The 15,985-nt window shown below is 34.0% G+C and carries 15 protein-coding genes and 1 pseudogene; 12 read left to right on the top strand and 4 right to left on the bottom strand.

Annotated elements, in window-relative coordinates:
• Positions 1–64: 64 nt before the first annotated feature.
• A complete protein-coding gene (dnaK, locus tag AC1RRN_RS02390; protein ID WP_116751113.1) occupies positions 65–1,948 on the bottom strand; it encodes a molecular chaperone DnaK in 1,884 nt (627 codons plus the stop codon).
• A 384-nt stretch (positions 1,949–2,332) separates the two neighbouring features.
• Here dnaK and AC1RRN_RS02385 point away from each other — a divergent pair, with 384 nt between their 5' ends.
• The 6 genes from AC1RRN_RS02385 (at position 2,333) to AC1RRN_RS02360 (ending at position 7,418) form a co-directional block, all read left to right on the top strand.
• On the top strand, positions 2,333–3,598 hold the full coding sequence (locus tag AC1RRN_RS02385) for a Na+/H+ antiporter (RefSeq protein WP_492965761.1): 1,266 nt from the start codon (positions 2,333–2,335) through the stop codon (positions 3,596–3,598).
• A gap of 90 nt (positions 3,599–3,688) precedes the next feature.
• Entirely contained in the window at positions 3,689–4,141 is a 453-nt protein-coding gene (locus AC1RRN_RS02380) for a carboxymuconolactone decarboxylase family protein (protein WP_492965760.1), read from the top strand.
• A gap of 99 nt (positions 4,142–4,240) precedes the next feature.
• Positions 4,241–4,588: a YciI family protein gene (locus tag AC1RRN_RS02375; protein ID WP_492965759.1), complete on the top strand. Its 348-nt coding sequence runs from the start codon at positions 4,241–4,243 to the stop codon at positions 4,586–4,588.
• Between the two features lie 45 nt (positions 4,589–4,633).
• On the top strand, positions 4,634–5,863 hold the full coding sequence (locus AC1RRN_RS02370) for an RNA polymerase sigma factor (RefSeq protein WP_492965758.1): 1,230 nt from the start codon (positions 4,634–4,636) through the stop codon (positions 5,861–5,863).
• 161 nt (positions 5,864–6,024) lie between these two features.
• Positions 6,025–6,462 carry an acyl-CoA thioesterase gene (locus AC1RRN_RS02365; RefSeq protein WP_026982233.1) on the top strand — a complete coding sequence of 146 codons (438 nt, stop codon included), beginning with the start codon at positions 6,025–6,027 and terminating at the stop codon, positions 6,460–6,462.
• Positions 6,463–6,551: 89 nt separating this feature from the next.
• Positions 6,552–7,418, top strand: coding sequence for a mechanosensitive ion channel family protein (locus AC1RRN_RS02360; RefSeq protein ID WP_492965757.1), 867 nt, complete (start codon positions 6,552–6,554; stop codon positions 7,416–7,418).
• A gap of 46 nt (positions 7,419–7,464) precedes the next feature.
• On the opposite strand, the gene AC1RRN_RS02355 is transcribed toward AC1RRN_RS02360, so the two are convergent.
• Positions 7,465–8,157, bottom strand: coding sequence for a hypothetical protein (locus AC1RRN_RS02355; RefSeq protein WP_492965755.1), 693 nt, complete (start codon positions 8,155–8,157; stop codon positions 7,465–7,467).
• Positions 8,158–8,425: 268 nt separating this feature from the next.
• Between AC1RRN_RS02355 and AC1RRN_RS02350 the strand changes: the two are divergent.
• The 5 genes and pseudogenes from AC1RRN_RS02350 (at position 8,426) to AC1RRN_RS02330 (ending at position 12,894) form a co-directional block, all read left to right on the top strand.
• A pseudogene (locus AC1RRN_RS02350) lies at positions 8,426–9,418 on the top strand (alpha/beta fold hydrolase).
• 117 nt (positions 9,419–9,535) lie between these two features.
• Positions 9,536–9,925, top strand: coding sequence for a DUF1398 domain-containing protein (locus AC1RRN_RS02345; protein ID WP_492965754.1), 390 nt, complete (start codon positions 9,536–9,538; stop codon positions 9,923–9,925).
• Between the two features lie 18 nt (positions 9,926–9,943).
• Positions 9,944–10,768, top strand: a complete 825-nt coding sequence (locus AC1RRN_RS02340) for a ThuA domain-containing protein (protein WP_492965753.1) — start codon at positions 9,944–9,946, stop codon at positions 10,766–10,768.
• An 11-nt stretch (positions 10,769–10,779) separates the two neighbouring features.
• Positions 10,780–11,631, top strand: a complete 852-nt coding sequence (locus AC1RRN_RS02335) for a sulfurtransferase (protein ID WP_492965752.1) — start codon at positions 10,780–10,782, stop codon at positions 11,629–11,631.
• Between the two features lie 18 nt (positions 11,632–11,649).
• The gene (locus AC1RRN_RS02330) at positions 11,650–12,894 is read left to right on the top strand and encodes an ABC transporter ATP-binding protein (RefSeq protein WP_492965751.1); all 1,245 of its coding nucleotides are present in this window, start codon (positions 11,650–11,652) and stop codon (positions 12,892–12,894) included.
• A 178-nt stretch (positions 12,895–13,072) separates the two neighbouring features.
• Here AC1RRN_RS02330 and AC1RRN_RS02325 read toward each other — a convergent pair whose 3' ends face one another.
• The gene (locus AC1RRN_RS02325; protein WP_492965750.1) at positions 13,073–14,116 is read right to left on the bottom strand and encodes an RluA family pseudouridine synthase; all 1,044 of its coding nucleotides are present in this window, start codon (positions 14,114–14,116) and stop codon (positions 13,073–13,075) included.
• Positions 14,109–14,729, bottom strand: coding sequence for a PASTA domain-containing protein (locus AC1RRN_RS02320; RefSeq protein ID WP_492965749.1), 621 nt, complete (start codon positions 14,727–14,729; stop codon positions 14,109–14,111). The genes AC1RRN_RS02325 and AC1RRN_RS02320 overlap by 8 nt, the downstream gene beginning before the upstream one ends.
• 243 nt (positions 14,730–14,972) lie before the next feature.
• On the opposite strand from AC1RRN_RS02320, the gene AC1RRN_RS02315 reads away from it, so the two are divergent.
• Positions 14,973–15,944 carry a D-alanine--D-alanine ligase gene (locus AC1RRN_RS02315; RefSeq protein ID WP_492965748.1) on the top strand — a complete coding sequence of 324 codons (972 nt, stop codon included), beginning with the start codon at positions 14,973–14,975 and terminating at the stop codon, positions 15,942–15,944.
• Positions 15,945–15,985: the final 41 nt, after the last annotated feature.

Here is a 15,985-nt window from a genome sequence, read left to right as displayed (position 1 = left end):
AAAATTTAAATATAAAAAAACCGGACTATTTCTAGTCCGGTTTTTCATTATTGTTAAAGAAGAATTATTTTACTTCTTCGAATTCAACGTCTTCAACATTGTCTCCAGATTGCTCTTGTTGTGGAGCAGCTTGTTGACCTTGTTCTCCACCTTGAGCGTACATTGCTTCTGTAGCTGTTTTCCAAGCTGCATTTACATTGTCTAATCCTTTTTGGATTGCTTCAAGATCTTGAGATTGGTGAGCAAATCTTAATTCAGTTAAAGCAAATTCGATAGCTGTTTTTTGATCGTCTGTTAATTTACTTCCCAATTCTTTTAATTGACTTTCAGTTTGGAAAATAGTACTATCAGCTTCGTTCAATTTCTCAGCTCTTTCTTTAGCTATTTTGTCAGCGTCAGCGTTAGCTTCAGCATCTTTTTTCATTTTTTCGATTTCTTCAGCTGTTAATCCAGAAGAAGCTTCGATACGAATATCATGAGATTTTCCTGTTCCTTTATCAGTTGCAGAAACTTTGATGATACCATTTGCATCAATATCAAAAGTAACCTCAATTTGAGGAACTCCTCTTGGTGCTGGTGGAATACCATCTAAGTGGAAACGACCGATAGTTTTGTTATCAGCAGCCATAGCTCTTTCTCCTTGTAATACGTGGATTTCAACAGATGGTTGAGAATCAGCAGCAGTAGAGAATACTTGAGATTTTTTAGTTGGAATAGTTGTGTTAGACTCGATTAATTTAGTCAATACACCACCCATAGTTTCGATACCTAAAGAAAGAGGTGTTACGTCAAGTAACAATACATCTTTTACATCTCCAGATAAAACTCCACCTTGAATAGCAGCTCCAATAGCAACAACCTCATCAGGGTTAACACCTTTAGATGCTTTTTTACCGAAGAATTTTTCAACTTCGTCAGCGATTCTTGGCATACGAGTAGAACCTCCTACAAGAATAACTTCGTCGATATCAGATGTAGATAAACCTGCATCTTTTAATGCTTTAGCAACTGGCTCCATAGAACGTTTTACTAAAGTATCAGATAATTGCTCAAATTTAGCTCTAGATAATTTTTTTACTAAGTGTTTTGGTCCAGAAGCAGTAGCTGTTACGTATGGTAAGTTGATTTCAGTTTCAGCAGAAGATGATAATTCAATCTTAGCTTTCTCTGCAGCTTCTTTCAAACGTTGTAATGACATTGGATCTAAACGTAAATCAATACCTTCTTCAGATTTGAATTCGTCAGCTAACCAGTCAATAATAACCTGGTCAAAATCATCTCCACCTAAGTGAGTATCACCATTTGTAGACAATACTTCAAATACACCGTCTCCTAATTCAAGAACAGAGATATCAAAAGTACCTCCACCTAAATCGTAAACAGCAATTTTTTGATCAGTTCCTTTTTTATCTAATCCGTAAGCAAGTGCAGCAGCAGTTGGCTCGTTGATGATACGCATAACTTTAAGACCAGCAATTTCTCCAGCTTCTTTTGTAGCTTGACGTTGTGCATCGTTAAAGTAAGCAGGAACAGTAATAACCGCTTCAGTTACAGTTTGACCTAAATAGTCTTCAGCAGTTTTTTTCATTTTTTGAAGTGTCATAGCAGACAACTCCTGAGCAGTGTATAAACGACCGTCAATATCCACACGTGGCGTATTGTTGTCACCTTTTACAACACTGTAAGGAACTCTTTTTGCCTCTTCCTGAGTTTCAGCAAAAGTGTGTCCCATAAAACGTTTAATAGAAGCAATCGTTTTTGTAGGATTCGTTACTGCTTGTCTTTTTGCAGGATCACCCACTTTAATTTCGCCACCTTCAACAAAAGCGATGATAGATGGAGTTGTTCTTTTTCCTTCTGCGTTAGGGATAACAACTGCTTCGTTACCTTCCATTACAGAAACACAAGAGTTCGTCGTACCTAAGTCAATTCCGATTATTTTACCCATTTTTTATATATTTAATTTTGATATACATTTTATAACTCAGGTGGCATAAGTCAATCTCTGTGCCAATATAAAAAACCAAAGTAAATTGTCAGTTTTCATGTCGACACATTAAAAATCATCTGACAACATGACATTTTTAAAACCTGACAGACGTGGCATATCAGTACGTTACATGTCATTATTAAGAGCTGTTGTTATTATTTTAAGGAGCTGTTTCCCGCTTTCGGCTATATCTTTTTTAAGGCGAAGAAAAATCGCCTCAAAAAAGGATACCGCCTCTATCGGGGCTAAGGCACTCTCTTTCAAAAGAAAATTTATTCTCATTAAAATCAAAATCTTTTTTAATTAAATTAGCTATTCCTAAAAATTCGCTAAATCTATTTAATGGAAAATTATACTATTATCATTTTTATTCTAACCATTGTAATTGGCCTTTCTGCATTTGCTGACAAATCAAAAATTCCCTATCCTATTCTTTTGGTTATTGTTGGAGTTGCTATTGGTTTTATTCCAACAATAGCAGAAATAGAAATAAATCCGGAGATTATATTCCTGATATTTCTCCCTCCTTTATTATATGATGCTTCTTTTAATATTTCTCCAAAACATTTCAAAACTAATCTTAGTACAATAAGTACACTGGCAATACCATTAGTTTTTCTAACAACTTTTTGGATTGCCGTAGTTTCGCATTATATGATTCCCGGTATGACCTGGCCATTATCATTTGTACTCGGAGCTATACTTTCTGCTACTGATGCTGTTGCTGCCGTAAACGTAACAAAAGGCCTCGGAATACCCGAAAAAACAATTACAATACTCGAAGGCGAAAGTTTAATTAATGACGCTTCAGCATTGGTTGCTTATCGTTTTGCCGTGGCGACTGCAATGGGTTCTGCTTTTATCATCTGGAAAGCAACATTTCAATTTATGCTTTTATTAGCAGGCGGATTTTTAGTTGGTTTTGTAATGGCTAAAATTCTGGCGTTCATTCTTACCAAAGTCCGAAAAAATATAAATGTTACGGTAAGTTTTATGCTTTTAATGCCTTTTGTCACCTATCTGGTCGCAGAACATTTACATGTTTCGGGAGTAATTGCAGTGGTCTGTTTAGGTTTGTCGATATCACGTTTTAGTAAAAAAATCTTTCCCGAGAGTTTAAAAAACAATTCGAAAAATTTTTGGGACGTTATTATTTTTATTCTAAACGGATTAATTTTCATTCTCATTGGCCTTAATTTTCGATACATCGTAAAAGACATTGATGATAACATGATTTTGCCTTATATCAGTTATGCTGCTATTATAACTATTGTCGCATTATTGACCAGAATGGTAAGGGTGTTTTTTCAAAAAATAAATCTCCAAAAGGCTTTTCTAAAGAATGATAAAAAGAAACGAAAAATTAGTGAACATGCCCTGCTCGACTCTAAAAACAGTTTTATTATTAGTTGGTCCGGAATGCGCGGTATTGTTTCGCTTGCCATTGCTTTAGGTTTACCAAAACATCTCCCGGACGGAACCCCATTTCCGGAACGAAATGCAATATTATTTATTTCTGTAGCGGTTGTACTTTTAACCATTGTTGGACAAGGGCTTTCACTTCCGTGGATTGTCAAAAAACTAAATATTAAAGAGGAAGAAAAATAATTTTAAAAAAAATAAAATAATTTGTCCAATTCTGAAAGTTCGATTGTTATTCCATTATAACAACATTTATAAATATAAAATTTAAACAAAATGGAAAATCGAATTAACATTCACGAAAAAGGACAAAACGCATTAAAAACACTTTATCCAATTGGCGGATATTTGAAAAAATCTCCTGTTGAATTAGCACTTTTAGAACTGGTTTTTTTCAGGGTTTCTCAAATCAATCAATGTGCTTATTGTCTTGATATGCATTACAAAGATGCACGTGACAAAGGCGAAACAGAACAAAGATTATACGGATTAAGTGCCTGGAGAGAAACTTCTTATTACACCAACCGTGAAAGAGCTGCATTTGCATGGGCAGAAGCATTAACAAAATGTGATGTAACAGATTCAGTTTACAACGAAGCGGCAAAAGAATTTTCAGAACAGGAATTAATTGATTTAACTTTAGCTATCACAAACATTAACACCTGGAACCGTATTAATCTTGCATTTCCTAATGAGCCTGGAACTTACAAAGTGGGACAATTTGGTTAATTAAATCATTTTACACACAGATTTCCAAATTACTATTAATCTGGAAAATCTGTGTGTAAAAACATCAAAACAAAAGTTATAACATCAAAAAACAATATCATGAATGAATTTTTATTAATATTCCGCAGAGATTTTAGTACAAAGGAAACACAACCTTCACCACAGGAATTACAGGAATCATTAAAATTATGGCAAGACTGGCTGGGTGGCATCGCAGCGCAGGATAAACTAGCCAGACCTTTACAACGCTGGGATGGCGAAGGAAAAGTAGTCAAAACCAATAAAAGTGTAATTAACGGACCGTATGCTGAGATCAAAGAAGCAATTGGTGGATTAATTATCATAAAAGCAGCTGATTATGATGAAGCTGTTGCCATTGCAAACGGATGCCCAATACTTGGATTGGGTGGAAATGTTGAAATACGTATGGCTATTTCTGCACAATAAAACAATTATAATCGCTTTATTCTTTAAAAAGCATTGTATCAAAATATGGAAAAAAGTCAGCTTTTACCCAATTTATTCCGAACAGAGTATCGAAAAATAGTTTCGGTACTCTGTTATTTGTTTGGAATCGAAAATATTGAAATTGCCGAAGACATTACAAGCGATACTTTTCTGGCCGCAACCGAAATGTGGAGCATAAAAGGAATTCCTGAAAACCCAACGGCCTGGCTTTATACAGTAGCTAAAAACAAAACCAAAAATTACCTGAAAAGAAATGCTGTTTTCGAACAAAAGCTTTCTGTTGAAATAAAACATACGGCAAATAAATCAGAAGAAATCGAGATTGACTTATCTAACAAAAACATTAACGACAGTCAATTGGCCATGATATTTACCGTTTGTAATCCGGTAAATTCTGCTGAGGCACAAATTGCATTGGCATTAAATTTATTGTGCGGATTTGGAATTCAGGAAATATCAGATGCTTTTTTAACTAATAAAGAAGTCATTTACAAAAGAATTAATCGGGCAAAAGAAAAGCTCAAAGAAGCCAATATTAAAATTGAACAACCTACCATTTCTGAAATCAATAATCGCTTAGAAATTGTTTTAACAACCTTGTATTTATTGTTTTCGGAAGGTTATTATTCAACTTCACAAAATACAATTCTCCGAAAAGATCTTTGTGCGGAAGCTATGCGATTGACTTTTTTACTAATCGAAAATCCAACAACCAATCTTCCGTCCGTAAACGCTTTACTTTCCTTAATGTGTTTTCATAGTTCTAGATTTGATGCCAGAACAAACGAAAATGGTGAAACAATCTTGTATCAGGATCAAGACGAAACACTGTGGAATCAGGAATTAATTGAAAAAGGCCAATATTATCTCGTTCAGGCTTCAACGGGAAATAAACTTTCAAAATACCATCTTGAAGCAAGTATTGCCTATTGGCATACGCAGAAAGAAGATACTTCTGAAAAATGGCAAAATATCCTGCAACTTTATAATCACCTTCTTATTTTAGAATATTCGCCCATTGCGGCTTTGAACAGAACTTTTGCCCTGGCTAAGACAAATGGTAAACAGGAAGCCATTATTGAAGCTGAAAAACTAAATCTTATTGAAAACCCTTTTTATTACTCCTTATTAGGCAATCTTTATACCAATATCGACAACAAAAAAGCAATACAAAATTTCGAAAAAGCATTGCAGATTACTAGTTCTCCTGCAGATAAAGCAATTATAATTAAAAATATTAATTTGATTAAATAATTCTATTTTTTGGAAATCAATTTTAATATGCGTGCATAATATTTATGTTTTTACAACCACTTTTATATTTTTATTCGTAATTTCGATTTTCTAAAATGGGCTGCTTTTTAAGGCAAAATCTTTGAAAAGCACTCTCAATAAAAATTAAAATACAATAAAAAATGGCTTCATTTATAAAAGAGATTTCTTTTCGTTGGTCTGATCTTGACCCTAATTTCCATGTTCGTCACAGTGCTTATTACGATTTTGGTGCACAACATCGTATTGAAATTCTTGAAGAACTTGGTTTGACCTTAAGAGTAATGCAAACGCAGGGTTTTGGTCCGGTTTTATTTAGAGAAGAATGTGTTTTTAGAAAAGAATTAAAACTTTCAGACAAAATATTCATCCATACCAAAACATCAAAAATGAAAGCCGATGCTTCGCGTTGGTCTATTATTCACGAATTTAGAAGAGAAGATGATACACTTTGCGCAACGATTACTGTTGATGGTGCCTGGATGGATACTAAACTTCGTAAATTAGCTTCTCCAACTCCGGAAATTGCTATTGAAGCTTTGAGTATTTTTCCAAAAAGTGATGATTTTGTCGGTTTATAAAAACAAACATCCTTTTTCATAACTTTATCAAATCCAAAAAACAGTATTTAAAATATGTTTTTTGGATTTTTTTCTTAAATCAAAAAATTATGATTGATTACATAAAAGACTTTAGAATAGGAATTTTCATTGCCATTATAGCAATTACAACTATTGTTTTAGGTGCGATTACAGATAAAGTATTGCGTTATTTTTTGTATCAAAAACTCAGTCATAAAGATTATGATGCAACTGGTTTTAAGTTTTTAAAACATTTAATCATAACTGTGATTTATATTTTAGGTTTTGCCTTTGCGCTTATCCAAATTCCTGAATTTAAAATCATAGGCCATTCCTTTTTAGCTGGTGCCGGAATGATTTCTCTAGTTGCTGGTTTGGCTTCTCAACAGGCTTTGAGTAATATTGTCAGTGGTATTTTTCTAGTCATTTTTAAGCCTTTTAGAATCAATGATAAAATTACCATCAACAATTTTATCGGTACGGTTGAGGATATCAATTTACGACAAGTTGTTTTGAAAGATGCCGAAAACAATCGAATCATTATTCCAAATTCAGTTATCAGCAATCAGATTATTGTGAACACCAATATGCACGATAATAAATGTTGCAAAATAATCGAAATTGGAATTGGTTATAAATCTGATCTTGAAAAAGCCCTGGAAATCATGAAAGATGAAATTGCCAAACATCCCCTTTTTATCGATACCCGCACAGCAGAAAATAAAAAACAAAAAACACCTTTGGTTGTGGCACGAGTTGTAGCATTGGCAGATTCAAGTGTAACCTTAAAAGCGTGGGCGTGGGCTAAAAATTCAACCGATGGTTTTGTGATGTATTGCGATTTATTACAAAGTATTAAAAAACGTTTTGACGAAACGAATATTGATATTCCATATCCTCAAAGAGTTGTGACTTTAAAAAAAGAAAAAACAGATATCGAAGAATCCACAAAATAGGTTACCGAAATAATTCACCTCTGGGTAAATTCTGTCGGGTAATGCCTCATTGAAACTTCAAACCAAAATTTACTTTATCAAAAGTCGTGCTGCAGGAAATGGCAAATCGGCCTAAATTAACGGTTCCAAAAATACCTCCTACTCCATGTCCGGAATAAAATCCGCCGGCTGAAAAACGACGAACCTGATATTTTAGAGCAATATCATTTACCCGACTGCTTAATTGCCCGAAAACAATAACATTGGGAATAACTTCATAACTTCCAAAAACCTTAGGAACTAGTTTTTTATAGTAATCAAAACTCTCATCAGTTTCATAATCTATACTTGTCGAATGCAGGTTTTCAAGATTTCCGCCAATATAAGTGTTTTCAGAGAAATGCCAGGAAACACTAAAACCGGTAAAGGTTCCATCATAACCGCTTCTCGATTCGAGATAACCAATACCAATAGTAGCCCTAAACTTACCGCATATTTTACCGATGTAACCAATATAAGTTCGGTCAATTTCCGACTTATCAATTCCGGCACCAAAAATAATGTCATCATCACACATATTAAATGCATACTGAAAATAAGCCGAATATTGATTTTCATTGGCCGCGACAACGCTCCGCCCTTTATCGAGGTCGATATTTGCAGATATTAATGTAGAGTTTATAACAGCGAAATCAAATGTGTTGATTTCCTGGGCAAATGTGGGGACTGTGAGCAAGAGTAATAGTATCGTTTTTTTCATAATACCAAGTTTAGCTAACAACATTCTTACTCTAATTTACATCTATTTTTCTTGTTAATAATCGAAGTTCTTTAAAACTACCACATTACTCGATTAAGTGTAATATTTTAGCAATCAACTTCTTACATGTGATTAAAATTCAAAATAGATCTCCATATTGACCGATATATTTTTGTTTTATTTTTCTGATAACTTTAAGACTTTAATTTTTGTTTTTCAAAATGGTTAGCGGTAATTTTATAGTTCTTAATCCTAAATCTGCCTGAAAATGAAAATTATAAAACTGATTTTACTGCTTTTTCCATTTTTTTGCTTTTCTCAAGAAGGAAATATTAAGCCTTTAGATATCAATTTAACCAATTATGAATATCCTTTTCCAGTAAAATTTATAGAACTGAGCAACCAACGCCAATCTTTAAAAATGGCTTATATGGATATAATTCCTGAAAATTACAACAAGAAAAATATTGTATTACTTCATGGGAAAAACTTTAACGGAGCTTATTGGGAAACAACGATTAAAGCTTTGACAAAAGAAGGTTTTCGTGTCATCGTTCCGGATCAGATTGGTTTTGGAAAATCTTCAAAACCAGATAATTTTCAATATACTTTTCAGCAATTGGCTGAGAACACCAAAAAACTTTTAGATCATTTGGGAATCGACAAAACAACTATTCTTGGGCATTCTATGGGCGGAATGCTCGCTACAAGATTTGCTTTAATGTATCCTGAAACTACAGCAAAATTAGTTCTGGAAAACCCAATTGGTTTAGAAGACTGGAAGTTGGTTGTTCCTTACAAACCTGTCGATTGGTGGTACGAATCTGAATTAAAACAAAATTATCAAGCCATCAAAAAATACCAAATGGAAAATTATTATGATGGAAAATGGAATGACAATTTTCAGAAATGGGCTGAATTAGGTGCCGGTTGGACTTCAGCTCCTAATTATGATCGCGTAGCATGGAATTCAGCGCTTTTATATGATATGATTTTTACGTAGCCTGTTGTATACGAATTCAAAAACATCAAAAGTCCAACACTTTTAATCATCGGTACAAGAGACAAAACGGCTTTAGGAAAAAATCTAGTCTCTGAAGAAGTCAGAAAAAAAATGGGAAACTATGCCGAATTAGGTAAAAAAACACAAAAAGCAATTCCGAATTCAAAATTAATAGAAGTTCTAAACACGGGGCATTTACCACATATTGAGTCTTTCGACCAATTTATAAAACCATTAATTGTATTTTTGAAAGAATAATTTTTTCATCACTAATTTCACAAATTAACACGAATTCCTATTTTAACTTTTGTCGTGTACTAAGAAAAATTAGCGAAATTCGTGGCAACCTTTTTAATAATCTAAAACTAAAAATATATGTTTACAATAGAACAAATCAAAGAAGCGCATGCTAAAGTAAAAAGTGGAGCAGATTTTCCAAATTACATTCAGGACCTAATCATTTTGGGCGTAAAAGGTTATGATACGTTTGTAAATGACGGACATACCGAATATTATGGTGTAAACAATTACACAGTTGCTTCTGATGAAAAATATAATGCAATAGGAATATCTTCAACTGTAAATAAAGAGTTGTTTATTGAATTATTAGTAAAACACCAACATGGCGAAACCGATTATATGACTTTTTGCAATCATTGCGGGCAATGCGGAATAGCAAAGTGGAGAGTTGATATTATCGAAATGACTTGTATTTATTTTGATCTGGCTGGTAATGAAATACTAATCGAAAAAATCCCTGGTTAATCCCTAAAAAAAGATTTTATGTCTAAAAAATATATTCTGATTGTTCTTTTATCAATTTGCTTTTTAGGGTTTTCGCAGTCTAAAAAAACAAACCCAAAATTTAAAGTCATTGCTTTTTATACCGCAAAAAATGATCAGGCGCATATCAGCTTTGTTCATGAAGCCAATAAATGGTTTCCAAAAATGGCTGAACAAAATCATTTCGAATATGATTCAACCAGCAATTGGGATAATCTGAATGCTAAATTTTTAGCACAATATAAAGTAGTTCTGTTTTTAGATACAAGACCTGAAACACCAAGTCAGCGAGAAGCTTTTCAGAAATATATGGAGAACGGCGGCGCTTTTATCGGATTTCATTTTTCGGCTTTTGCCTTAAACGATTCTTCTTATCCTCAAAACTGGGATTGGTATCATAATACTTTCTTAGGTTCTGGCGAATACGGAAGCAATACCTGGCGACCAACATCGGCAGTTTTAAGAGTTGAAAATCAAGATCCGATAACGAAAGGGCTTCCTAAAACTTTTTCATCACAACCCAACGAATGGTACCGATGGAGCAATGATCTAACGAAAAATTCAAATATTAAAATTCTACTGGCAATTGACGAAAGCAGTTTTCCTTTAGGAACCGGACCAAAAGCGCATGAAATTTGGCATAGTGGATATTATCCCGTCGTTTGGACGAATAAAAAATATAAAATGCTCTACGTAAATATGGGGCACAATGATATTGACTACGAACACGGAACGAACAAAACGCTCTCGTATACTTTTGAAAATGAAACGCAAAGTAAATTAATTCTCAACGCATTAAATTACTTCGGAAATTCAAAAAAATAAATGATTTTAAAATGTCACAAAAACTTTCTCCCATAATAAATCCTGAAAAATTAATACAATTAAAGGATTCATCAGAAATTGTTTTAATTGATGCCAGAGCCGGAATCAATGCCGAAGAAAACTATAAAAACGAACATTTAAAAGGTGCGCGTTATGTCGATTTAAATCGGGATTTAGCAGCTGTAGATAATCCTGCAAATGGCGGCAGACATCCATTGCCTTCCTTAGAAAAGTTTTCGGAAGTACTTTCTAAACTTGGAATTTCTCCAAAAAGTCATGTCATTATTTATGATGACAAAAACGGATCAAACGCCGCAGCAAGATTTTGGTGGATGTTGAGAGCAATTGGTCATGAAAAAGTTCAGGTTTTAAATGGCGGTATACAGGCAGCTATAAAAACTGGTTTTTCAACAAGTTCAGAAATCGAACATTTTGATTCAACTGAATATAAAGTTTCGGAATGGAAATTGGCTGTCGCCGATATCGAAGAAGTAGAAAAAGCCCGAAATAGCAATCAGAATATTGTAATTGATGTACGAGATAAAAATCGTTTTGATGGCTTAACAGAACCGCTGGATTTAATTGCAGGCCATATTCCCGGAGCAATTAATGTTCCGTTTAGCGAAAATCTAAATGAAGATGGTTTCTATAAATCAGCTTCAGATTTGAATCAAAAATATACTTCCATTTTAGGCAACACAAAATCAGAAGACGTAATCGTTCATTGTGGTTCGGGAGTAACAGCCTGTCACACTTTATTAGCAATGGATTATGCCGGAATTGAAATTCCGAAACTTTACGTGGGATCCTGGAGCGAATGGTCCAGAAACGATCGCGAAATGTTTACAAAAGAAACAGAATAATTATTTTAAAATACAGAAATGCAGCATTGGGATATCCTTTTATCAAACTTAGTAAATAAAAAAGCCTTTATAGACATATTGCTTTCCGGCAGCGCCAAAGGAGAATTAGCCGTTTTTAATAATCAAAAAGGAATTCTGTTTTCAGACATTGCAATTGAGAAATTCATCGAAAAAGAATACCAATATGATTCTGTAGAAGCTTCTCCGGAATCACACAGACAATTGAGAACTTTTTCATCGGGAGAACGCAAAAAAGAATTTTTAAAATACTGCATTAACCAAAAACCGGATTTTATCATTTTTGATAATCCATTCGATCATTTAGATCAGGCTTCAAGAGTAATTTTAGCTGAATCTTTAAAAGATTTAGCGAACATAATTTCTATTATTCAAATAGTAAATCGTGTTGTTGATGTGCTTCATTTTGTTCCGAACAAAGCTCAGATTAAGGACAATTCATTTGAATTACATCCAATTTCAAAAGTGGAAGATCATCATTTTAAAACTTTAAATACAACTGCAATTCCCAAAGCGATAGAACCACATTCTTTTCACGAAAGTGTATTAATAAAAATGGAAAATGTCTCGGTAAGTTATGATGACAGAAAAATTGTAGACAACATTTCATGGACTATAAAACAAGGCGAATTCTGGCAATTAATTGGCCCGAATGGTTCCGGAAAAAGTACTATTTTATCTTTGATTACCGGAGATAATCCAAAAGGATTTGGTCAAAATTTATATCTATTTGGAAGAAAAAAAGGAACCGGAGAAAGTGTTTGGGACATTAAAAAACAAATCGGAATCTTCACAACCTCAATGACCGATTTATTTCAAAAAGGTCACACTCTTGAAGAAATGATTCTTTCAGGTTTTTTCGACTCTATCGGACTTTATATCGAGCCAACTACGCATCAAAAACAAATTGTTTTGCAATGGCTTGAAGTAATCGAGATGACACATTTAAGAAAAAAACGTTTTATTGATCTTTCTATCGGTCAACAAAGAGTGGGATTAATTGTTCGCGCCGTTTTAAAACATCCGCCACTATTAATTTTAGATGAACCTGTAGAAGGTTTAGACGATGAAAATGTAGATATGGTTATTCAGCTTATCAATACCATAAAACAAGAAACAAATGTGAGTATTCTATACGTTTCACATCGCATAGAACAAGGTCTTGCTCCTACTTCTGTTTTTGAATTGCTTCCAAATCCAACCGGTTCAATTGGAAAAATAAAATACCACTCGGAGTTAAACTAAAAAATATAAGAACCATTAAGATATTAAGTTAATTAAGCTTAATGTTACTTAAAGAAAATTAAGTTCAAAGCAAACTTAATTGACTTAATATCTTAATGGTAAAAACAAAAAAAGCTCCAAACAGGAGCTTTTTTATTATAAGAAATTATCTAATTTTCTAATTGACAAATTATCTAATTTAATTCTCTTCGTCTTCAATACTATGCGTCTTTCCATAATTACGCCATTTCTCAATACAATCCTGAAAATCCTGAGGCAGTTCCGTATCAAAACGCATCATTTCGCCTGTATTTGGATGCACAAACCCAAGTGTTTTGGCATGCAAAGCCTGACGTGGCAATGCTTTAAAACAATTCTCAATAAATTGTTTGTATTTGGTAAACGTAGTTCCTTTCAAAATCAAATGACCTCCATAACGTTCGTCATTAAACAACGGATGTCCAATATGCTTCATATGCGCACGAATTTGGTGTGTTCTTCCTGTTTCTAATTTACAAGAAATCAAAGTCACATAACCAAAACGCTCCAAAACTTTATAATGTGTAATCGCTGGTTTCCCTATTTCAGGATCAGCAAAAACTGCCATTTGCATACGGTCTTTTAAATGTCTGGCAAGATTTCCTTCAATTGTTCCTTCTTCTTCGGCAACATTTCCCCAAACAAGGGCAATATATTCACGTTCAGATGTTTTAGCTTCAAATTGTTTCGCCAAATGCGTCATCGCTGCTTCCGTTTTGGCAACAACCAAAAGTCCTGAAGTATCTTTATCAATTCGGTGTACCAATCCCGGACGCTCACTGCTGTTCATTGGCAAATTATCAAAATGATGTGCCAAAGCATTTACCAAAGTTCCGGTATAATTACCGTGCCCCGGATGCACCACCATCCCCGGCTCTTTATTTATTAATAAAAGCGCGTCATCTTCATAAACAATATTCAGCGGAAGATCTTCCGGAAGAATATGGTTTTCAAACGGCGGATGCGATAACATAACTGTTACAACATCAAATGGTTTAACTTTATAATTTGATTTTACCGGAATATCATTTACAAAAATATTACCTTCAGTTGCGGCGTTCTGAATCTTATTTCGCGTCGCATTCTGAATCAAATTCATTAAATATTTGTCAATACGCAAAAGCGCCTGACCTTTAGGTACTTCAAATCTGAAATGTTCAAATAATTCGTCTTCCAGATCTAAATTTTCAATAGTATTATTCATCTTTTGGGGTTTCTGTCTCCGGCACAGCCAAACTGTCTGTTACCTGACTATCATCTACATACGTTGCTTTTCCGTCACCTAAAACCAAGTCGATTTTAGAAGCTTTCAGCACACGATCTCCTACTTTTAAATTTCTTCCTTTATAACGCATCTCCAAAACCATATCTTTTCCAAGGTTTGGAATATAGGTAATCGTTCCCGCTTCAAGACCTAAAGCCTTCAAAGTTGGAACCGCTTCACGATACGTTTTCTCGATTAAATCAGGGATTTTCACCGATGAAAATCCTGAAGCATTAATTTTGATATATATTTTCCTTCCCACTTTTACTTTCGTTCCCGGCAACGGATCTTGCTCAACAACACTGTATTTTGGGAATTCACTTCTGTAATCAACACTATCCAAAAGCACGTAATCTAAGTCTAATTCGTCCAATTTCTCTTCGACTTGTTCTTCAGTCAATTTAGATAAATTAGGAACCGCAATTTCATGTCCGTGATCAGTGGTAAAAGTCAACCAATGCATAAACAAATAACCTAAAAGAGCAATAATAGCAAACGCTATTAAAATTTGCACGAAAAAAACTCGGCTTGTTAAATACTGACGTAAACTCATAAATTTATTTTTATTAGTGGCAAAGATAAAGCTATTTCGTTTCAAAAAAAATGATAATTTTGTTTTAGGCAAGAAAGCTTTTAATACTCGTTAGTATCAGGAGCTGTTTCCTGCTGTCCGCTGTATCTTTTGCGCCGAACCCCGGCACAAAAGGATGCCGCTCCCATCAGGGCTAGGACACTCATTTTCAAAAGAACATTTCGATTAAACAAAATAAACGATTAAACAAATAAACAGTAAAACATGAAAAATATTGCCATTATCATGGGCGGGTATTCAAGCGAATATAAAATCTCTCTTATCAGCGGAAATGTCGTTCACCAATATCTTGACAAAACAAAATACAACGGATTCCGCATTCATATTTTTAAAGAAAAATGGGTTTATGTAGACGAAAAAGATGCCGAATATGCTATTGATAAAAATGATTTTTCAGTAACTGTAAACGATCAAAAAATCACTTTTGACTGTGTTTTCAACGCGATCCACGGAACTCCCGGTGAAGACGGATTAATGCAGGCGTATTTTGAATTATTAGGAATTCCACAATCTTCTTGTGATTATTACCAATCAGCATTGACTTTCAATAAACGTGATTTATTATCTGTTTTAAAACCATACGGAATCAAAACGGCTATTTCTTATTACCTAAATAAAGGCGACGTTATCAATACGACAGAAATCGTTAAAAAAGTTGGTTTGCCATGTTTTGTAAAACCAAATAAAGCAGGTTCTAGTTTCGGAATTTCAAAAGTAAAAACAGAAGCTGAATTACCAATTGCCATTGAAGTTGCGTACAAAGAAGACAATGAAATCATCATCGAAAGTTTCCTTGACGGAACTGAAGTTTCTGTTGGTGTAATCAATTATAAAGGAGAAATTAAAGTTTTACCAATTACTGAAATAGTTTCAGATAATGATTTCTTCGATTACGAAGCCAAATACGAAGGAAAATCACAAGAAATTACACCAGCCAGAATCTCAGATGAACTGACTCAAAAAGTTGGAGAAACGGCCAAACGTGCTTATGAAGTCTTAAAAATGAAAGGTTTCTCAAGAAGCGAATTTATCATCGTAGACAACGAACCATACATGCTTGAAATGAATACTATTCCAGGTCTAACAACCGAAAGTTTAATTCCGCAACAAGCCAAAGCAGCCGGAATATCTCTTGAAGATTTATTTACCAATGCGATTGAGTTAGCTTTGGCGTAGCCAAGATAGTAAGGTTCTGAGATGATAAAATCTCAGAACCT

This window comes from Flavobacterium sp. GW821-FHT11G01, assembly GCF_058808175.1.
The sequence above is the reverse complement of the archived record's forward strand: the minus strand, read 5'-3'. Positions and strand labels throughout refer to the sequence as shown.